Raw genomic sequence first — 19,231 nt, 5'->3', positions numbered from 1 at the left:
CATGTCCGGAGTGACGACGCTGCTCGCCGCCGGTGGCGAGGCCGCCGGCCAGGTCAAGGAGTTCCACGACCCGAACTGGTTCGCCGCGGTCCTCATCGGCGTCCTCGCCGTGTGCGGGTCCGTCATGGTCCTCGGGTCGGCGGTGGCGATGTACCTCGCCCCGGACGCGCTGAGCCAGATCAACATGGTCGGCCCGGCCGTCGGGGTGGGGTTGCCGCTGCTCGTCGCGGCGAACCTCGTGTACTCGTGGTCGACGGAGGGGTTCATCCTCGCCGAGTTCGTCAAGGCGATCGTCGCGATCGTCGCGCTGCTCGTCGTCGCGGCGATGGGGTCGTTCATCATGGGCCGCGCCCTGCACGCGACGCACTGGGACCACACCGTGCCGCTGTCCGGCGGCGAACGCGCGAAGGAACCGCGCTAGGCCGGTCCCGGCCACCGGGGGGGGTGGGGTGGGAGGGCGCGCGGGGGTGTGCAGGGGGCGTGCGGGGGCGTGCAGAGACGTGCAGGGGGCGGGGCCGGTCGGGGGTCGGCCCCCGGCCCCGGTGACGCGGTCACGCGGTCATACGGTCACGCAGTCACGCGGTCATACGGTCACGCAGTCACGCGGTCACGCGACGGTGGCGGTGACCTCGGTCGGCACGTTGCCGCGCGTCGCCTTCGAGTACGGGCAGAACTCGTGCGCCTTCGCCACGAGGTCGTCGGCCACGGCCTGCTCGACGCCGTGGAACGTCGCCGTGATCGCGGCGCTGATGGAGAAGCCCTCCCCGTCGCGGTTGATGGTGGACTGCACGCGGACCTCGGGCGGCGTGTCGACCTTCACGCCCTCCTTGCGCATGATCGCCTGGAGCGCGCCGTTGAAGCACGCGGCCCAGCCGGCGGCGACGAGCTGCTCCGGGTTCGTGCCCTCGCCGGAGCCGCCCATCTCCTTCGGCGGCCGGACCTCGAGGTCGATCCGCCGGTCGTCGGTGGCGACGTGACCGTCGCGGCCGCCCCCGGTGGACAGCGCCGTTCCCGTGTACAGAGCCTCAGTCGAGTCAGCCATGGTCGTTCTCCCTTCACTGGTTCCGGCCCCGTCTCCCGGGGCCGGGTCCCGGCCGGGTCCGTCCCGGCCGTTCGGCCGCCAGGGTACCGGCGTCCGCGCCGTCGCGTGGGTGGAGCGGCGGGCACGGGACGGGGACCGTGGCGCGGGGCGTGGGCCGTGGCGCGGGACGGCGGGAGGTCCGGAGACGACGCCAGGCCCCGCACCCGTGGACGGGGTGCGGGGCCTGGCAGTGGTCACGGTCTCAGCCGCGGACCGGTGGCGACGCCGGCGGTGTCAGCCGCCGACGGCCGGGGGTGTCACTCGCCGCGCGGGCCGGTCTGGTCGGCCGGGCTGTTGTCGGCGGCCTGGAAGAGCTCCTTGACGCGGGCGCCGAGGTTCTCGTCGACCTTGCTCCAGTAGACGTAGCACTGCTGCTCGACCTGCTCGGAGACACCGTCCATGGCCCGGGCGATGTTCCCGGCGAGCCGCTCACGCGCGGCGTCGTCGAGAACCTCCCGGACGAGGATGCCCGGCTGCATGAAGTCGTCGTCGTCCTCGTGCCGGACGTACGCGCCCCGGGTGAGGTCGCCGCCGTGGTTCTCGTCGAACAGACCGAGATCGTAGGCGACGCCGGTCGCGGACTCCTGCCCGCGGCCGAAGCCGTACTTCGACTCGCCGGGGGCGACGCCCTTCTCGACGGCACCGGAGCCGTCCTTGACGTCGTCGAGGCCCTCGCCGCGGTCGAAGCGGTTCGGCGAGTACGTCGGCGTGCCGGCCGGCGGGAACTCGTGCGCCGAGGCGCCGTCCTTCGCGGTGAAGTGGTTGCCGTTGTCCGCGATCGGGTGGTTGACCGGGATCTGGTGGTAGTTCACGCCGAGGCGGTAGCGCTGCGTGTCCGCGTACGCGAAGGAGCGCGCGAGCAGCATCTTGTCCGGGGAGAAGCCGATGCCGGGGACGATGTTCGACGGCGCGAACGCGGCCTGCTCGATCTGGGCGAAGAAGTTCTCCGGGTTCCGGTTCAGCGTGAAGTGGCCGACCGGGATGAGCGGGTAGTCCTTCTGGGACCAGGTCTTGGTGAGGTCGAACGGGTTCCAGCGGTAGCCCTCGGCCTCGTCGAGGGGCATGATCTGCACCTTGACGTCCCACGTCGGGTAGTCGCCGGCCTCGATGGCCTCCCACAGGTCCTTGCGGGAGTGGTCGAAGTCCTGGGAGGCGAGGACCTGCGAGGCCTCCTCGTCGGTGAAGTACTTCCAGCCCTGGCGGGTCTTGAAGTGGTACTTCACCCAGAAGCGCTCGTTGTCGGCGTTGATCCACTGGTAGGTGTGGGAGCTGAAGCCGTCCATGTGGCGGAAGTCCGTCGGGATGCCGCGGTCACCCATGAGGTAGGTGACCTGGTGTGCGGACTCCGGGCTGCGGGTCCAGAAGTCCCACTGCATGTCGGCGGACTGGAGGCCCGGGCCGTGGAGCCGCTTCTGGGAGCGGATGAAGTCCGGGAACTTGATGCCGTCGCGGAGGAAGAACACCGGGGTGTTGTTCCCCACGAGGTCGTAGTTGCCCTCCTGGGTGTAGAACTTCAGCGAGAACCCGCGGACGTCGCGGACGGTGTCGGGGTAGCCCTGCTCACCGGCGACGGTGGAGAAGCGGGCGAGCATCGGGGTCACGCGGCCCGGCTGGAAGAGGTCCGCCTTCGTGTACTTCGAGACGTCCTCGGTGACGGTGAGCTCACCGAAGGCGCCGGAGCCCTTCGCGTGGACGTTGCGCTCCGGGATGCGCTCCCGGTTGAAGTGGGCGTGCTTCTCGATGAGGTGCACGTCGTTGAGGGCGATGGGGCCCTGCGCACCGACGGTGACGCTGTGCTCCTCGGTGCGGACCGGGGCGCCGTTGATGTTGCTGGAGTGCCCGGTCACGGGGCAGACCCCGCGCATCGCGACATCGTCGGAGCCTGCCGGGTTACCGGCCGGAGTGGTGTTGTCAGTCATGTCGTCCTCCTCGGACTGCGAGTTGTTCTTCTCGTGTCACCCGTCCCAGCCCCTGGGCATCCCTGCGCACCCGCGACCTGTGACGTTCGTCTGTGACGTCCGGCCCGGTGTGCCCGGGACGGTACCGCCGCCCAGTATGCCAGATTCCGATGGCCCTTGCCGTCACGTTATACATTCATTCCATCAATCTCCTTATTCTCATAGGTTTGCCTGGGCTGCGCCCGGACCGCCCCACCGGCCGTCCCCGGGCCCGTCCGGCGGGCCCCGCGCCACCGCCCGCGTCACCTCCGCAGCCGGCCTGAGCTCGCACTCCGCCGTCCCGCCGGCCCCGCCCCGCCCGGTGCTCCCGCGCCCGCCCGCCGGGGGTCGCCGTCGTCCCCCTCCCCCCTCCCCCGGAGCCGCCCGGAGCAGCCGACGGGGTGGGCGGACCCCCCTGCTAGGCTGGTCACCGTGCACCAGACGACCGCCACCGACGGCACCGCCCCCGACGGCGGCCACCGACGCCCCGGTCGGCCCGACGACACGGCCGTGACCGACCTCGCCCTCCGCGCCGCGACCGGCGACCGGACGGCGCTCAACGCCTTCATCCAGGCCACCCACCAGGACGTGTGGCGGCTCCTCGCCCACCTCGCGGACACCGACCGCGCCGACGACCTCACCCAGGAGACCTACCTGCGGGTCCTCGGCGCGCTGCCCCGCTTCGCCGCCCGGTCGACGGCCCGGACGTGGATCCTCTCCCTCGCCCGCCGGGTGTGGGTGGACAGCGTCCGCCACGACATGGCCCGGCCCCGCAAGTCCACCGCGCAGTGGGAGGACGCCGCCGAGCACTCCCCGTCGCCCGACACCGCCGGGGACCAGACGTGGGCCGAGCTCGTCGACGCCCGCGCCCTGCTCGACCTCCTCGACCCGGAGCGCCGCGAGGCCCTCGTCCTCACCCAGGTCCTCGGGTACACGTACGCGGAGGCCGCGGACATCGCGGGGGTGCGGGTCGGCACGATCCGGTCCCGGGTCGCCCGCGCCCGCGCGGACATGGTCGCCGCCCAGGACGCCGCCCGCGCCGCCGGGGAGGCCGGGGACCGGTCGCGGGCGACGGCCAGGACCGCGGGGCTCCCCGGGAGGGGGGACGACGCCACGCTCCGGCGGACCGGCGGTCTCCCCGGGGCCCCGGCCGCCCGGCGGCGCGGCCACCTGCGGGACGTCGGCTGACGGTCACACCCCGGGTCACCCCCGGTCAGGGCGGTCGGCCACGCCACGGTCCGTCAGCGTGCGGCACGGACGTAGTCTGGACACATGCCTGAACACCCTCACGACGCCCCCACGGCCCACACGCCCGACGGTCCGGACCCCTCCGCCCGCCGGGCGCTGCTCTACCTCTCCTTCGGCGGCCCGGAGAAGAAGGAGGACGTGGTCCCCTTCCTCGAGAACGTGACCCGGGGCCGGAACATCCCCCGGGAGCGGCTCGTCGAGGTCGGCGAGCACTACTTCACCCTCGGCGGGCGCAGCCCGATCAACGACCTCAACCGGCAGATCATCGGCACCGTCGAGTCGACGCTCGCCGAGGCCGGCGCGGACGTGCCCGTGTACTTCGGCAACCGCAACTGGCACCCGTTCGTCGAGGACACGGTGGCGCAGATGGCCCGCGACGGGATCACGGAGGCGCTCGTCTTCGCGACGTCCGCGTGGGGCGGGTACTCCGGTGACCGGCAGTACGCCGAGGACATCACGCGGGCGACCGCGGCGACGCGGGAGGCGGGGCTCACCCCGCCGACGCTGACGAAGATCCGGCCGTTCCACGACCATCCCCGGTTCGCGCCGATCTTCGCCCGGGGTGTCGACGACGCCCTGGCGTCGCTGCCGGAGGACGTGCGCGCGGACGCGGACCTGATCTTCACCGCGCACTCCATCCCGCTGTCGGCGGACGAGGAGTCCGCCCCCGACGACCCGTCGCAGCGCTACTCCGGGCAGATCCTCACGACCGCCCGCGAGGTGCGGGCCCTGACGTCCTTCGCGGACGACGGCGCCGCGGACGTCGACCTCGTGTGGCAGTCCCGGTCGGGCCCCCCGCACATCCCGTGGCTGGAACCGGACATCTGCGACCACCTGGAGCGGCGGGTCGCGGAGGGCAACCGCAACCCGGTCGTCCTGTGCCCGGTGGGCTTCGTCTCCGACCACGTGGAGGTCATCTGGGACCTGGACACGGAGGCCGCGCAGACGGCGGAGCGGCTGGGTGTCACGCTCGTGCGCTCGCGGACGCCGGGGCCGACGGCCGAGTTCGCCGCGATGGTGGTCGACCTCATGCGTGAGCTGTGGCCCGACCTGCCCGCCCCGGCCTGACCGGGGATCGCGGGCCCCGGCCGGGCCGACGCTGACGGCGCCGGACCCGGGCCGGTCAGCCCGGGAATCCCCCCCTGGCGCGCCCGGTCCCCCGGGCCGGTCAGCCCGCGTAGCCCCCCGGGCCGGTCAGCCCGCGCAGCCCCCCGGCGCTGTCAGCCGCGGTCGAGCACCAGCTCCGCGATCTGGATCGTGTTGAGCGCCGCCCCCTTGCGGAGGTTGTCCCCCGACACGACGAGGACGAGGCCGCGGTTGTCGTCGACCGACCCGTCCTGCCGGATCCGGCCGACGAGGGACTCGTCGCGCCCGGCCGCGGCGAGGGGCGTCGGCACCTCGACGAGCTCGACCCCCGGGGCGTCGGCGAGGATCCCCTCGGCCTCGTCCGGGGTGACCGGCCGGGAGAACTCCGCGTGGACGGTCATGGTGTGGCCGGTGAAGACCGGCACCCGGACGCACGTGCCCGCGACGCGGAGGTCGGGGATCCCGAGGATCTTCCGCGACTCGTTGCGCAGCTTCTGCTCCTCGTCGGTCTCCCGGGAGCCGTCGTCGACGAGGGCGCCGGCGAAGGGCAGCGCGTTGAAGGCGATGGGCGCGACGTACGGCCCGAGCTCGTCGGCGGACAGCCCGTCCGGGCCGCCGAGCGCGGAGCCGTCGAGCACGAGGTCCCGCAGCACCCCGCCGTCACCGTCGCCGACGGCGCGCCGGACCTGCTCCTCGAGCGCCGTGACCCCGGCGACCCCGGACCCGGAGACGGCCTGGTAGGAGCTCACGCGCAGGCGGGTGAGACCCGCGGCGCGGTGGAGCGGCCCGAGGACGGGCATCGCCGCCATCGTCGTGCAGTTCGGGTTGGCGATGATGCCCCGCGGCCGCGCCGTGACGTCGTCCGGGTTGACCTCCGAGACGACGAGCGGGACCTCCGGGTCCTTCCGCCACGCCGAGGAGTTGTCGACGACGACCGCCCCGGCCTCGGCGAACCGCGGCGCGTGCTCGCGGGACGTGCCCCCGCCGGCGGAGAACAGGGCGATGTCGATGCCCCGCAGGTCCTCGGTCGACGTCGCGGCGGTGTCCTCGACGGTGATGTCCTCACCCCGGAACGGGAGGGTGGTCCCGGCCGAGCGGGCGGAGGCGAAGAAGCGCACCCGGTCGGCGGGGAACCCCCGCTCCTCGAGGAGGGTGCGCATGACGCGGCCGACCTGTCCGGTCGCGCCGACGACGGCGAGTGTGGTCATGATCCCGATCTTTCCTTCCGGTGGGTCCGGTGTGTCCGATGCGTGCGGTCGGTCCGGCGGCGCGTCAGCGCCCGGTCCCCGCGTAGACGACGGCCTCCTCGTCCCCGCCGAGCTGGAAGCGCTCGTGGAGGGCGGTGACGGCCTTGTCGAGGTCCGTGTCCCGGATGAGCACGGAGATCCGGATCTCGGAGGTGGAGATGAGCTCGATGTTGATCCCGGCGTCGCGCAGCGCCTCGCAGAAGTCCGCGGTGACGCCGGGGTGGGACTTCATCCCCGCGCCGACGAGGGAGACCTTGCCGATGTGGTCGTCGTACAGGACCTGCTGGAAGTCGGAGGTGCTCTGCATGGCCTTGAGCATCTCGAGCGCCCGGGGGCCGTCGGCCCGGGGGCAGGTGAAGGTGATGTCCGTCCGGTTGGAGTCCACCTTCGAGATGTTCTGGAGCACCATGTCGATGTTGATCTCGGCGTCCGCGATCCCCCGGAACACCCGCGCGGCCTCGCCCGGGGTGTCCGGGATGCCGAGCACGGTGACCTTGGCCTCGGAGCGGTCGTGCGCGACGCCGGTGAGAACTGCTTCTTCCACGGGGATCTCCTCCATTGTTCCGGCGACGAGGGTGCCGGGTTCACTGCTGAATGACGAACGGACGTGGAGCGGCACGTTGAACGCCCGGGCGTACTCCACACACCGCAGCATGAGGATCTTCGCCCCCACGGCGGCCATCTCGAGCATCTCCTCGAAGGAGATCTTCTCCAGTTTCCGGGCGTTCGGCACGATCCGCGGGTCCGCGGTGTACACCCCGTCGACGTCGGAGTAGATCTCGCAGACGTCGGCCTTGAGTGCGGCGGCGAGGGCCACGGCGGTGGTGTCCGAGCCGCCCCGGCCGAGCGTCGTGACGTCCCGGGTCTCCCGGTTGACGCCCTGGAAGCCGGCGACGAGGCAGATCTTGCCGCGGTCGAGGGCCTCCTGCACCCGGCCCGGGGTGACGTCGACGATGCGCGCGTTGCCGTGCCGTTCGGTGGTGATGACCCCCGCCTGCGACCCGGTGAAGGACTGGGCCTCCGCCCCGAGGGACTCGATCGCCATGGCGACGAGCGCGTTGGAGATCCGCTCCCCGGCGGTGAGCAGCATGTCCATCTCACGGGCCGGGGGCACGGGGTTGACCTGCTGGGCGAGGTCGAGGAACTCGTCGGTGGTGTCCCCCATCGCCGAGCACACGACGACGACGTCGTTCCCCTTCTTCTTGGTCTCGACGATCCGCTCCGCGACGCGGCGTATCCGCTCCGCGTTCTCCAACGACGATCCACCGTACTTCTGCACGACCAGTGCCACGTTCCTCGATCCACCTTCCCGGATCCGCGGGGAAACAATCCGCTTCAGCCTACCCGACCGCCCGCACCGGGTGGAAGGGTCCCGACGCAGCCTGTGGACGGCCCGGCGCGCCCCCGCCCGCGGCTTCCCCCCCCCGGGTCCCGGGGCGACACGCACCCGCCCCGGGGCGTCGTCCGGCACCCGGTCCCCACCCGACACGCACCCCGCCCGGTCACCCCGACCCCGGCGTCCGGCGGCCGGAGCCGCTAGCCTGGGCGGACGATGACTCACAACAACCTGTTGGCGATCGTCTTCGCCCTCGCGTCCGCCCTCACCATCGCCTGGGGGACGGTCGCGCGGCACCAGATCACCGAACAGACGACGAGCGGACCGGAGGACGGCGGAGGGGTGCCGATCCTCGCGGCGGTGACCCGTCCGCTGTGGTGGGCCGGGGTGTTCTGCGCGTTGTTCGGCTACGTCCTCCAGATCGTGGCACTCGGCTTCGGCACGCTGCTCGTCGTCCAGCCGATCCTCGTGCTCTCCCTCATGTTCACGCTCCCGCTGTCGGCCCGGTTCGACGGCCGCCGGGTGAGCACCCCGGAGATGACGTGGGCGGGGCTGCTCACCGTCGCGGTCGGCGTGGTCGTCGTCATGGGGCGTCCCCTGCCGGGCCTGTCGCAGCCGCCGGTGCACATCTGGCTGATCGCCCTCGTCGTCGGGGCGGTCGTCCTCAGCGCCGTGGTGGCGTCCTCGCGGCGTCGGTTCCGCAGCGAGAAGGCGCTGCTGCTCGGGACGGTGACCGGCGCGATCATGGGGTACGTCGCGGTGCTGTCGAAGTCGGTCGTGGACATCTTCGTCTCCGGCGGGCTGGGCGGGCTCGTCGCCGCGTGGGAGTTCTACGGCCTCGTCGCGATGGCGGTGCTGGGCACGGTCGTCCAGCAGTCGTCGTTCAACGCGGGCGCGCTGAAGAACTCGCTGCCGGCGATGACGATCACCGAGCCGCTCGTGGCGTTCACGCTGGGGTACTTCGTCCTCGGGGAGAGTTTCCAGGTCCGCGGCGCCCAGTGGATCGCGATGGCCGCGGCGCTCGCGGTGATGATCGTCTCGACGGTCGTGCTGTCCCGCAAGGGCGTCGACTGACCTTTCCCCCGGCCCCCGCCGGGTCAGCCCCCCTTCACGCCCGGACCGCACCCCCGGGTCAGCCCCCCCTCTCCGCGCCCGGGCCGCACACCCCCGTACCGCGCCCCCGGACCGCGCCCCCGCCGGCTCAGATCGCCCAGCGGAACGGCACGAGCAGCCACCCGGACACGAAGAACCCGAGGACGCACCAGGCGACGACGAACGGCACGGTGAACGCCCACCGCCACCGCCGCGCCCCCGCGGCCACCCACGGCAGCAGCAGGACGAGCACGGGGAAGATCAGCAGCCGGGGCCGCGAGTGCATGATCCCGTCGGAGAACACGACGATCCCGGCGATCATCGCCGCCGGCAGCCACAGCCGCCAGTCCAGGGCGCCCCGCAGCAGCGGCCACAGCGACGCCACCACGATGAGGACGACGGCGATGACGCTCAGACCGGCGATGATGTAGCCGACGTCCCCGCCGTCGCCCGGCCCGACGAACGTCCGCTCGCGCAGCCACCGCATCGTCGCCCGGCCGCCGTCGAACCCGCTGTGCCACCCGGAGTCCTGCGCCCCGAAGTACCCGCCGACCGGCGCCGCCTGCCCGTCGGCCCACGCGATGTACAGCGCGAGCGGGACGGCGGAGACGACCGTGGCGACCCAGGCGGTGAGCGGCGTCGTCACCGACGACCCCGGCCCGTCACCGGCGACCCCGGACCCGGCCCCGGCCCGGCGGTCGAGGATGACCCGCACCGTCTCGACGAGCGCGGCGAGGCCGAGGGTGACGACGAGCGCCACCGCGGTGAGGCGCGTCAGCCCCGCGACCCCGGCGAGCGCGCCGGCGGCGAGGAAGCGGTGCCGCCGCAGCATGACCAGGCACCACACGGCGCAGACACCGAAGAGCGACTCGGAGTACGGCATCCAGTACACGGCGGACATCGGCGCGCCGAGGGCCAGGGCGGCGACGGCGGTGGCCGTGGCCGGCGAGGGGCCCCGTCCTCCCCCGTCCCGGCGGTCACCCGCGCGGCGACCCCGTCGCGGCCCCGGGCGACGGCGCCGCGGCCGTCGCCGTCCCGGTCAGCGTCCCCGTCACCGTCCGGATCGGCGTCCCGGTCGGCGCCGCGCCCGTCGAACAGCACGGCGACGACGCGCCCGATGAGGGTCTGCGGGGGCACGGCGTCGAGCCCGTCCCCGACGAGCCGCACGAGCCCCACGACCATCGCCGCCGCGAGCACCCCCGAGAGCAGGCACCCGGCGAGGAGCGTCGCGGACTCCACCCCGAACACGACGAGCGGGGCGGAGACGATGCGCAGCAGCACCGGGTACCCCGGGAAGAAGGCGATGGACTGCCACTGCGACGGGTGTCCCCCCTCCGTCCAGCCGGCGTAGCCGTGGAGCGCGATCCGGCTCATCCACTGGGTGTCCCACTGGGACAGGACGTCACCGAGCGACTGTCCGTGCCGGCCGCCCCACACCGTGAGGACGGTGAGCTGCACGCCCCACAGCACGACCGACGCGGCGAGGGCGGCGGCCAGGGCGGGGCGGGACAGCCGCCGGGCGGGGGTCGGGGCGTCGAGAAGTGCAGACATGCCCATGAATGTAAACGACACGCCGGACCCCCGCACACCACCCCTTCATCAGCCCGGTCCGCCGGAACCCTTGCCGGCCCTGATGTGACGTGCGCTATAGTCGACCCATGCATTCTGCCCGCGCACGTCGGCTGCATCCGCGTCGACTTCTTCCGTGCCGCGGCGGGGCCCAAGGACAGCAGTAGCCGACCGGCACCCCGTCGCGGAGTTCCGTCGTGCCGGTCGGTGACCCACACGCCACGTCCCCGCGGTCACCGACACCGCCGGACGTGGACATCCGCGAAGGAGCAGTCCACCCATGAGCCCCAACGACGCCTACATCTCCGCCCCCGCCCGCATCCGCACCCCGGACGGCCCCCCGGCCGACGGCCAGCCGGCGTGGAACCGGCAGCGCGCGTCCTCGATGCCCGCCCACCGCTACGAGCCGTACTTCACGGAGGTCGCGGAGTTCCGCCTGCCGGACCGCACGTGGCCGGACAAGGTCATCGACCGCGCCCCGCAGTGGTGCGCCGTCGACCTGCGTGACGGCAACCAGGCCCTCATCGACCCCATGAGCCCGGAGCGGAAGCGCCGCATGTTCGACCTGCTGGTCAGCATGGGCTACAAGGAGATCGAGGTCGGCTTCCCCTCGGCCTCCCAGACGGACTTCGCGTTCGTGCGCGAGATCATCGAGCAGGACCGCATCCCGGAGGACGTGACGATCCAGGTGCTGGTCCAGGCCCGGGAGCACCTCATCCGCCGCACCTTCGAGGCGTGCCGCGGCGCCCGGAACGTCATCGTGCACTTCTACAACTCGACGTCGAAGCTCCAGCGGCGCGTCGTCTTCCGCAAGGACCGGGAGGCCGTGAAGGCCCTGGCGACGGACGCCGCCCGGCTCATCCGGGAGATCGCGCAGGAGTACCCGGAGACGAACTGGCGGTGGGAGTACTCCCCGGAGTCCTACACCGGCACCGAGGTCGAGTACGCCAAGGAGGTCTGCGACGCGGTCACCGCGGTGATGGAGCCGACGCCGGACAACCCGATGATCATCAACCTGCCGTCGACGGTGGAGATGATCACGCCGAACGTGTACGCGGACTCCATCGAGTGGATGTCCCGCAACCTCGAGCGGCGGGAGTCCATCGTCCTGTCGCTGCACCCGCACAACGACCGTGGGACGGGCGTGGCCACCGCCGAGCTCGGCTACATGGCCGGCGCGGACCGCATCGAGGGCTGCCTGTTCGGCAACGGTGAGCGGACGGGCAACGTCTGCCTCGTCACCCTGGGGCTGAATATGCTGACCCAGGGCGTCGACCCCCAGATCGACTTCTCCGACATCGACCAGATCCGGCGCACGGTGGAGTACTGCAACCAGCTCCGCGTGCCGGAGCGGCACCCCTACGGCGGCGACCTCGTCTTCACCGCGTTCTCCGGCTCGCACCAGGACGCGATCAACAAGGGCCTCAACGCGATGGCGGAGCAGGTCAGCCCCGGCACGCCCGTGCGGGACATCCCGGACGCGGAGTTCCAGCGCGTCACGTGGGAGGTGCCGTACCTGCCGATCGACCCGAAGGACGTCGGCCGGACCTACGAGGCCGTCATCCGGGTCAACAGCCAGTCCGGCAAGGGCGGCGTGGCGTACATCATGAAGACCGACCACGGGCTGGACCTGCCGCGTCCGATGCAGGTGGAGTTCTCCGGGGTCGTCCAGGCGGTCACGGACGCCGAGGGCGGCGAGGTGAACTCCAAGGCGATGTGGGACATCTTCAGCACGGAGTACCTGGACCGCACCGCGCCGCTCGACCAGATCTCGGTCACGGTCGACGGCCCGCAGGCCGAGGGCGCGGAGACCCGCGTCACGGCGCAGGTCGAGGTCGACGGCGAGACGCGGACGATCCAGGGCCGCGGCAACGGCCCGGTCGCGGCGTACTGCAACGCGCTGGAGTCCCTGGGCATCGACGCCGAGGTCCAGGAGTACACCCAGCACGCCCGGACCTCGGGGGACGACGCCGAGGCCGCCGCGTATGTCCTGGTCGAGGTCGACGGCCGGAAGGTGTGGGGTGTCGGCATCGCCGGGTCCATCACCTACGCCTCCCTCAAGGCGATCACGAGCGCGGTCAACCGGAGCCGGGAGACGGACCCGATCACCCCGGCCTGATCCGGGGGCTCACGGGCGGCGGCCGGGCCCCGGCCTGATCCGGGTCTGATCCGGGTCCGACCACCGCCTGACCCCGGCCTGATCCGGGTCCGACCGGCGCCGACCGGCCCCCGGACGCACGCGACGGGTGCCGCCCCGGCCACCGTGGTGGTGGCGGGGGCGGCACCCGTCGTCTGTCGGGGGCACCGTCCGGGACGTCAGATGTCCGGGCAGTGGTCCTTCATGCCGTCGATGATGAACTGGAGCTTGTACTCGAAGATCTCCCGGTCGGAGCGCTCCATCGAGGACCGGTCGAACTCCCGGCCCTGCGCCTCGGCGGCGACGGCGACGTCGGCCACGGCGCTGCGGACGGAGGACCCGCCGAGGAAGCTCGACAGGGTCATGCCGAGGACGAGGTCGAGGGCGAACGCGGCCTGGCCCGGGGTGAAGCCACGGTCGACGACGGTGGTGAGCATCGACTGGAGACGGTCACGGATGTGCTCGTAGTTCTCCGGCGAGGACATGAGCAGGCGGGCGAGGCCCGGGTACTTCTCGCTGGTCTCCCACGTGCGCTCGGCCCAGTGGCGGATGACGGCCTCCCAGTCGGCGTCCTCGTCCGGGCGGGGCATCTCGGCGACGACCTCGACGAGGCAGGCACGGGTGACGTCGTCACGGCCGTCGAACAGGCGGTAGACGGCCGGGGCCGCGACGCCGAGACGGGACGCGACCGCCGCCATCGTGAAGGAGTTGATCCCGATGTCGAGCGCCGCGTCGATGACGTCCTGGCGGGAGAAACGGGGCTTCGGGCCGGTCTTCTTACCGACCCGGCGAACGGGGTCCTGACGGCGCACCGTGGTACCCGGGGCACCGTAGGGAGCCCCGGTCGACGATCCGCCGGTCCTGCCCGCGGGGGCGTGTGATCCTGTGTCTTCTGGGAGCATGAGACCAGCGTAGTGATTCCTGACGCCCGATGACGACCCGGCACCACTTTTCGACGCCACATTCCCGCAGGACGCCCTCCCGTCCGGGGGCAAAACAAACACAGGATTAACCACGGGCGTGGATATTGCCGGTGTCCGAGGGGAGTTCTCTGGGGGCTTCGCTCTCAGGTTTCCTTGAGACCACTCAGGGGCATTCTCCGCGCTTTCCCTGAGGTCGCACAGGAGCAGCGGGGGTCGACGCCGCCCGTGCACGGACCACGCGTCCACTCACATTATCGCCCGGTCCCACCTCACGCGCCATGCGGCGGGGAGGTGGGCGTCGGAAACCCCGGGGCCCTCCGTTCGGAAAGTCGCCGTGTCCCGCGCCCGCGTCCGGACGACTCCGCGCACCATTCCCGCGAAGCGTGACGGGCCTTTTCCGGGTCCGACGACTTTCCCCGTGCCCCTATTCCCCGCGGGCCTTCCCACCGACCTCCCCACCCACCGTCCGGGCCGGCTCCCCACCCACTGTCCGGGCCGGCTCCCCGGCCACGTCCCGGACCGGCGGGCGGGGCACCGCTTGGGTCGGGTCCCCGCCGGTCAGTAGAATGCTCCGCATGACGTCCTCCGGATCCGACTCCCCCTCCACCCCGGCAGCCGACGGGGAGTCCGGATCCGGCCACCACGCGTCCGGCGGGTCCCGCCCCCAGCCCCAGCGTCGCCGGCGCGGCCGTCGCCGCGTCGTGCGCCGCGCCGGCTCCGGCACCCGGACGACCACCCCGGCCACCGGGTCGGCGAACGGATCGACGGGCGGCCCCGCGGACGGGACGGCGCCGGCGACGGCGTCGGGCCCCCCGGCCGGCCGGCGCGTCCACCAGCCGAAGACCTTCCAGGGCGACCTCCCCACGGTCGAGCAGGCCCCGTACGTCGCGCTCACCGTCGCTACCTCGGGGATCCACCCGACGACCTCCCGGATGGTCGCCTTCGCCGCGACGCTCCACGCCGCCGACGGCTCCCCGGTGACGTTCACCGGCAACCGCGGCCCGGTGCACCGCGACACCGTCGTCGAGACCCCCGCCGACGCCGGGGCGGGCCCGGACGGCACGTCGACCGGCCCGGCCGCCGACGGCACCCACCGGGTGACCGGGTTCGTCCAGCAGCTCAACCCGGGCGACGACCCCGGCCCGTGGCACCTCCACGGATACACGGAGGCGGATCTGGCCCAGGCCCCGGGCTTCGCGACCGTCGCGCAGACGCTCTCCCGGCTCCTCGACGGGCGCACCCTCGTCTGCCACGACGCGACGATGACGTGGGGGTTCATCGTCCAGGAGTTCCGCCGCGCCCACCGGGGCAGCGGCCGCGGCCGGTCGGGGCGCGGGCGGCAGGGGCGTCGCGTCGAGATCCCGACCCCCACCGCGATCGTCGACACGCTCGGCACGGCCCGGCACCAGGTCGTGCAGGAGGACGACGCGCGCCTCCGCGCGGTGGCGGCCCACTACCACCTGCCCGACCTGCCCGCGGACAGTCTCCCGGCGGTGACGGCGACCGCCTCGCTCGCCCGGGCGGAGATCTCCGGGGACGAGCTCCTGCTCGCCGACACGCGCCTGCTCATGCCGCTGCACCTCGCCCAGCGGGCGCTCGCCGGGGAGACCGACGCGGGCACCGGCTCCGGCACCGGCTCCGGGCCCGGCGGCGACACCGCACCGGGGACGGCCCCGGCGGCCGGCCCGGTCCGCTCGCTCGACCCGGCCGACCTCACCGCCGACCAGTTCGGCCTGCAGCGCAGCACGGTGCGCGTCGACGCCGCGACCGCGCCCCGCCCCTACGAGAACCCCGGCGCGTGGACGGCCGGGTCGCCGCTCGTGCAGGGCATGGAGATCGTCGTGAGCCCGGACATCGCCGGCGACGCGGACGAGATCATCGGCCGGGCGATGCGCGCCGGCCTGGCGTACAGCGAGAAGCTCAACCGGACGACCTCCGTGGTGGTGTGCAACTCCAGCCACGACCTGCGGGGGAAGGCCATGCACGCGGACCGGAAGGGGATCCCGCTCGTCACGGACCGGGAGTTCCTCGACCTCCTCGACGACGTCCGGCCCGGGGAACGGACCCGGTCGACGACGACGCCACGCACCCACATCCCGGCGCCCCAACCGTCGCGGGCCGCACACCGGCGCACCGGCGCGGGCGGGTCCGGGTCGGACGGGTCCCGGCGGTCCACGGGCCGCGGCGGGGCGCGGGGCCAGGGACGGCGGCCGGGCCGGGGAGGCCAGTCCGGCGGCGGGAAGGCCGGCGGACAGGGCGGCGCGGCGGGCGGGAAATCCGGCGGCGGCCGCTCGGGCGGAAAGTCGGGCGGGAAGTCCGGCGGGAAGTCGGGCGGGAAGCCCGGCGGGGGTCGCTCGGGCGGGAAGCCCGGCGGGAAGTCCGGTCGCGGCCGTTCCGGCGGGGCATCCGGCGGAAAGTCCGGCGGCGGCCGCGCGCGCTGACCACCCCGGCCGCCGACCACCCCGCCCACCGGCGGACCCGTGGCCGCCCGCCCGCTGACGCCCTCCCCCGCCGCGCGACCGCCCACGTCACCGGGTGTCGCTGACGCACGGACGGCGTCGGCACCCTGCACCCACCCCCGGGCCCGGAGTGGCGGCGGCTGCGGCGGGACCTGCTCCACTATCCTCGGCCCAATGAGCCGAATGAGTCTTCGAAGCAGACTGGCGTGCCGCGCGGCGGACCTCGCCACCTGGGCGTCCCGAAAGACCGGCCGCGGGGCGGGAGGGATGATCGGGGGTCTCGTCGCCGGGGCCATCGACCCGGACCTCCTCGCCCAGCTCGGGCAGGGGCGGCCGTGCGCGATCGTCACCGGGACGAACGGGAAGTCCACCACCACCCGGATGCTCGCGGAGGCGGTGCGCACCCGCCGCACCGTCGCCACGAATGAGGGCGGGGACAACATGGACGCCGGCGTGATCTCGGCGCTCCTCGCCGGGCGCGACCGGGAGACCCTCGTCCTCGAGGTCGACGAGCTCCACGTCCCGTCGATCGCCGACCGCCTCAACTGTGACACGCTCGTGCTGCTCAATCTGTCGCGGGACCAGCTCGACCGCGTCGGGGAGATCACGAAGATCGAACGCTCCCTCCGCGCGTGCGTCGAGGCCCGGCCGGACATGACCGTCATCGCGAACTGCGACGACGTCCAGGTCACCTCCGTCGCGTGGGACTGCCCGAACGTCGTGTGGGTCTCCGCCGGCGGCAGCTGGGCCGGCGACTCCGCGAGCTGCCCGCGCACCGGCGGCGCGGTCATCCGCGAGACCGACGACGCCGGTCACCTCGTCGACTGGTACGCCGTGAAACCGCTGCCGACCGGCCGGGAGTTCCGGCGCCCCACCCCGGAGTGGGTCATCGGCCCCGACGGGCTCACCACCCCGGACGGCGACGTGCTGCCGATGCAGCTCAAGCTGCCCGGGGACGCGAACCGGGGCAACGCCGCCGAGGCCATCGCCGCCGCCGTCGCGATGGGCGTCGACCGGACCGACGCGCTCGCCGCCGTCGAACGCGTCGACTCCGTCGCCGGGCGGTACTCCACCGTCGAGATCGACGGCCGCCGCGTGCACATGCTCCTCGCGAAGAACCCGGCCGGCTGGCAGGAGGCGCTGTCCATGGTCGACCGCTCCGCCGACGGGCTCGTCATCTCCGTCAACGGGCAGGTCGCCGACGGTGAGGACCTGTCCTGGCTGTGGGACGTGCGCTTCGAGAACCTCGGTGGGCTGCACGTCGTCGCCGCCGGGGAACGCGGCACGGACCTCGGGGTGCGCCTCGGGTACGCGGGCATCACCCACGAGCTCGTCGTGGACACCGTCGAGGCGATCCGGCACTGCCCGCCCGGGCGCGTGGAGGTCCTCGCGAACTACACGGCCTTCCGCGACCTGCGGCGGGCCCTCGACCGGGCGGGGGCGCAGCCCGCCGCCACGACGACCGGCACCGGCAGCACCGGCACGACCGACACCACCGACACGACCGACACCGACACCGCCGCCGACACGACGGCCGCCACCGACCGGGGGGAGACCCATGAGTGACACCGACCTGACCATCGGCCTCGTCCTGCCCGACGTGCTCGGGACGTACGGTGACGACGGCAACGCCCTCGTCCTCCGCCAACGCGCGCGGATGCGCGGCCTCACCGCCGAGATCCACCGGCTCACCCTCGGGGAGCCGGTGCCGGAGACGCTCGACGTCTACACCCTCGGCGGGGGCGAGGACACCGCGCAGATCGTCGCCACGGAGCACCTCGCCGCCGACGGTGGCCTCGCCCGGGCAGCCGCCGCCGGCCGGCCCGTCCTCGCGATCTGCGCCGGGCTCCAGGTGCTCGGCGTGTCCTTCCGCGCGTCCGGCCGCGTCGTCGAGGGGCTCGGGATTCTCGACGCCACCACGTCCGGGCTGGCCCACCGCATGATCGGGGAGATCCGGTCCGAGCCGGTGACGCCCGCGGCCCCCGCCGGGACCGGCACCTCCGCCGGCGACGGCGACTCCGCGGGGAACGGGGCCGGCGCCGGGGCGGGCGCGCGGACGGGCACGGACTGGACCGCGGCGCTCACCGACACGCTCACCGGCTTCGCGAACCACATGGGGGCCACGATCCTCGGCCCGGACGCCCGCCCGCTCGGGCGGCTCACCCACGGCACGGGCAACACCGACGCCGCCGGGGCCGCCGCGGCGGGGCTCGACGGCGAGGAGGCCGAGCGGCAGATCCGCGCGGAGGGCGTGGTGCAGGGGTCGGTCGTCGCGACGTACATGCACGGCCCCGCGCTCGCGCGGAACCCGCAGCTCGCCGACGCGCTGCTCGCGCAGGCGACGGGGACGACCGTCGCGGAGCTCCCCCCGCTCGACGGCGAGCTCGCGGAGCAGGTCACCCGCGAGGTCGCGCGCCTGCGGGCCGAGCGGCTGCGCAGCTGACCCGCCGGGGCGGCAGGCCTGTCGGGCCCGTCAGCCGTGTCAGGCGTGTCAGCCCCCGTCAGGCCTGTCAGGCCCGGGCGAGGATCTCCACGGCCCGGGTCACCCGGCCGACCACCCGCCGCAGCCCCTCGGCGTCACCGGCCTCCAACGCCGGGACGTGGATGAAGACGAACCGGTCGACCTCCCCCTGCCGGGCCAGGTCCAGGCCCGTCCACAGCGTCGTGTTGCACACGTAGCGGCCGGCGTCGTCACTGACCCCCAGCCCCTCGACCTCCTCCAGCAGGCGCACGACGTCCGGGGACAGCACCCGCTCCCCCTCCCCGCCCGGGAGAATCGGACGGTCGACGTCCGCGCCGCTGTTGTCCCGGCCGACCTGCGCGTTCACCGCCCGCGTCTCGAGGAGCGGCACGTCGGTCCCCGTCCGCTCCCCGAGGCACACCGCCACCCGCAGCTGCCGGACCTGCACCAGGCCCGGCAGTTCGCGCACGACCGTGCCGAAGACCACGGGCAGCTGCGCGAGGTCGATGGACGCCCGGCCGCCGGACGACGTCGCGGCGTCGGTGAGGAAGCCGTTGCCCCGCAGCCGGGACGTCACCGCGCGGGCGACGTCCCACGACGTGTTGTGCCGCCGGCCCCGGAACGGTTCGAAACCGGTGATGAGGACGGTCACGGG

The 19,231-nt window shown here is 73.5% G+C and carries 15 protein-coding genes; 8 read left to right on the top strand and 7 right to left on the bottom strand.

Features of this window, described 5'->3' with window-relative positions:
• The first annotated feature begins 1 nt into the window (after position 1).
• On the top strand, positions 2 to 421 hold the full coding sequence (locus CBOVI_RS01150; protein ID WP_029157895.1) for a Na+/H+ antiporter subunit G: 420 nt from the start codon (positions 2 to 4) through the stop codon (positions 419 to 421).
• Positions 422 to 607: 186 nt separating this feature from the next.
• Here CBOVI_RS01150 and CBOVI_RS01145 read toward each other — a convergent pair whose 3' ends face one another.
• Together CBOVI_RS01145 and CBOVI_RS01140 are read right to left on the bottom strand one after the other, a co-directional pair.
• The gene (locus CBOVI_RS01145; RefSeq protein WP_010269646.1) at positions 608 to 1,042 is read right to left on the bottom strand and encodes an organic hydroperoxide resistance protein; all 435 of its coding nucleotides are present in this window, start codon (positions 1,040 to 1,042) and stop codon (positions 608 to 610) included.
• A 296-nt stretch (positions 1,043 to 1,338) separates the two neighbouring features.
• Positions 1,339 to 2,946, bottom strand: a complete 1,608-nt coding sequence (locus CBOVI_RS01140; protein WP_232625977.1) for a catalase — start codon at positions 2,944 to 2,946, stop codon at positions 1,339 to 1,341.
• Between the two features lie 504 nt (positions 2,947 to 3,450).
• Between CBOVI_RS01140 and CBOVI_RS01135 the strand changes: the two genes are divergently transcribed.
• Both CBOVI_RS01135 and CBOVI_RS01130 read left to right on the top strand, forming a co-directional pair.
• On the top strand, positions 3,451 to 4,206 hold the full coding sequence (locus CBOVI_RS01135) for an RNA polymerase sigma factor (RefSeq protein WP_125173732.1): 756 nt from the start codon (positions 3,451 to 3,453) through the stop codon (positions 4,204 to 4,206).
• A gap of 84 nt (positions 4,207 to 4,290) precedes the next feature.
• Positions 4,291 to 5,334, top strand: coding sequence for a ferrochelatase (locus CBOVI_RS01130; protein WP_010274780.1), 1,044 nt, complete (start codon positions 4,291 to 4,293; stop codon positions 5,332 to 5,334).
• 152 nt (positions 5,335 to 5,486) lie between these two features.
• Here CBOVI_RS01130 and CBOVI_RS01125 read toward each other — a convergent pair whose 3' ends face one another.
• Complete coding sequence (locus CBOVI_RS01125; protein ID WP_010274779.1) at positions 5,487 to 6,560, bottom strand: aspartate-semialdehyde dehydrogenase; 1,074 nt, start codon at positions 6,558 to 6,560, stop codon at positions 5,487 to 5,489.
• 64 nt (positions 6,561 to 6,624) lie between these two features.
• Complete coding sequence (locus tag CBOVI_RS01120) at positions 6,625 to 7,890, bottom strand: aspartate kinase (RefSeq protein WP_010274776.1); 1,266 nt, start codon at positions 7,888 to 7,890, stop codon at positions 6,625 to 6,627.
• Positions 7,891 to 8,151: 261 nt separating this feature from the next.
• Here CBOVI_RS01120 and CBOVI_RS01115 point away from each other — a divergent pair, with 261 nt between their 5' ends.
• Positions 8,152 to 9,009, top strand: a complete 858-nt coding sequence (locus CBOVI_RS01115; RefSeq protein WP_010274773.1) for a DMT family transporter — start codon at positions 8,152 to 8,154, stop codon at positions 9,007 to 9,009.
• A 127-nt stretch (positions 9,010 to 9,136) separates the two neighbouring features.
• Here CBOVI_RS01115 and CBOVI_RS01110 read toward each other — a convergent pair whose 3' ends face one another.
• The gene (locus CBOVI_RS01110; RefSeq protein ID WP_183273698.1) at positions 9,137 to 9,928 is read right to left on the bottom strand and encodes a hypothetical protein; all 792 of its coding nucleotides are present in this window, start codon (positions 9,926 to 9,928) and stop codon (positions 9,137 to 9,139) included.
• A 948-nt stretch (positions 9,929 to 10,876) separates the two neighbouring features.
• Between CBOVI_RS01110 and leuA the strand changes: the two genes are divergently transcribed.
• Entirely contained in the window at positions 10,877 to 12,715 is a 1,839-nt protein-coding gene (gene leuA, locus CBOVI_RS01105) for a 2-isopropylmalate synthase (RefSeq protein WP_010267750.1), read from the top strand.
• Between the two features lie 197 nt (positions 12,716 to 12,912).
• Here the strand turns inward: leuA and CBOVI_RS01100 are convergent, their stop codons facing one another.
• Positions 12,913 to 13,635 (bottom strand): TetR/AcrR family transcriptional regulator, encoded by a 723-nt coding sequence (locus tag CBOVI_RS01100; RefSeq protein WP_083826024.1) that lies wholly within the window; start codon positions 13,633 to 13,635, stop codon positions 12,913 to 12,915.
• Between the two features lie 596 nt (positions 13,636 to 14,231).
• On the opposite strand from CBOVI_RS01100, the gene CBOVI_RS01095 reads away from it, so the two are divergent.
• The 3 genes from CBOVI_RS01095 (at position 14,232) to CBOVI_RS01085 (ending at position 18,558) form a co-directional block, all read left to right on the top strand.
• A complete protein-coding gene (locus CBOVI_RS01095) occupies positions 14,232 to 16,097 on the top strand; it encodes a BRCT domain-containing protein (RefSeq protein WP_183273697.1) in 1,866 nt (621 codons plus the stop codon).
• Between the two features lie 201 nt (positions 16,098 to 16,298).
• Positions 16,299 to 17,681 (top strand): MurT ligase domain-containing protein, encoded by a 1,383-nt coding sequence (locus CBOVI_RS01090; protein ID WP_083826048.1) that lies wholly within the window; start codon positions 16,299 to 16,301, stop codon positions 17,679 to 17,681.
• Positions 17,674 to 18,558, top strand: a complete 885-nt coding sequence (locus tag CBOVI_RS01085) for a type 1 glutamine amidotransferase (protein ID WP_125186396.1) — start codon at positions 17,674 to 17,676, stop codon at positions 18,556 to 18,558. Before CBOVI_RS01090 ends, CBOVI_RS01085 begins: the two co-directional genes overlap by 8 nt.
• 67 nt (positions 18,559 to 18,625) lie before the next feature.
• Here CBOVI_RS01085 and CBOVI_RS01080 read toward each other — a convergent pair whose 3' ends face one another.
• Positions 18,626 to 19,228, bottom strand: coding sequence for a pyroglutamyl-peptidase I family protein (locus CBOVI_RS01080; RefSeq protein ID WP_010269428.1), 603 nt, complete (start codon positions 19,226 to 19,228; stop codon positions 18,626 to 18,628).
• Between the last annotated feature and the right edge of the window lie 3 nt (positions 19,229 to 19,231).

Origin of the sequence: Corynebacterium bovis DSM 20582 = CIP 54.80 (genome assembly GCF_030408615.1) — a bacterium.
In the GTDB taxonomy this organism is placed as follows: domain Bacteria; phylum Actinomycetota; class Actinomycetes; order Mycobacteriales; family Mycobacteriaceae; genus Corynebacterium; species Corynebacterium bovis.
The sequence above is the reverse complement of the archived record's forward strand: the minus strand, read 5'-3'. Positions and strand labels throughout refer to the sequence as shown.

Bases quoted from the DNA above. Each gene is read 5' to 3' on its own strand.
- CBOVI_RS01150 (WP_029157895.1), top strand. From the start codon at position 2: ATGTCCGGAGTGACGACGCTGCTCGCCGCCGGTGGCGAGGCCGCCGGC.
- CBOVI_RS01145 (WP_010269646.1), bottom strand. From the start codon at position 1,042: ATGGCTGACTCGACTGAGGCTCTGTACACGGGAACGGCGCTGTCCACC.
- CBOVI_RS01140 (WP_232625977.1), bottom strand. From the start codon at position 2,946: ATGCGCGGGGTCTGCCCCGTGACCGGGCACTCCAGCAACATCAACGGC.
- CBOVI_RS01130 (WP_010274780.1), top strand. From the start codon at position 4,291: ATGCCTGAACACCCTCACGACGCCCCCACGGCCCACACGCCCGACGGT.
- CBOVI_RS01125 (WP_010274779.1), bottom strand. From the start codon at position 6,560: ATGACCACACTCGCCGTCGTCGGCGCGACCGGACAGGTCGGCCGCGTC.
- CBOVI_RS01115 (WP_010274773.1), top strand. From the start codon at position 8,152: ATGACTCACAACAACCTGTTGGCGATCGTCTTCGCCCTCGCGTCCGCC.
- CBOVI_RS01110 (WP_183273698.1), bottom strand. From the start codon at position 9,928: ATGTCCGCCGTGTACTGGATGCCGTACTCCGAGTCGCTCTTCGGTGTC.
- leuA (WP_010267750.1), top strand. From the start codon at position 10,877: ATGAGCCCCAACGACGCCTACATCTCCGCCCCCGCCCGCATCCGCACC.
- CBOVI_RS01100 (WP_083826024.1), bottom strand. From the start codon at position 13,635: ATGCTCCCAGAAGACACAGGATCACACGCCCCCGCGGGCAGGACCGGC.
- CBOVI_RS01095 (WP_183273697.1), top strand. From the start codon at position 14,232: ATGACGTCCTCCGGATCCGACTCCCCCTCCACCCCGGCAGCCGACGGG.
- CBOVI_RS01090 (WP_083826048.1), top strand. From the start codon at position 16,299: ATGAGTCTTCGAAGCAGACTGGCGTGCCGCGCGGCGGACCTCGCCACC.
- CBOVI_RS01085 (WP_125186396.1), top strand. From the start codon at position 17,674: ATGAGTGACACCGACCTGACCATCGGCCTCGTCCTGCCCGACGTGCTC.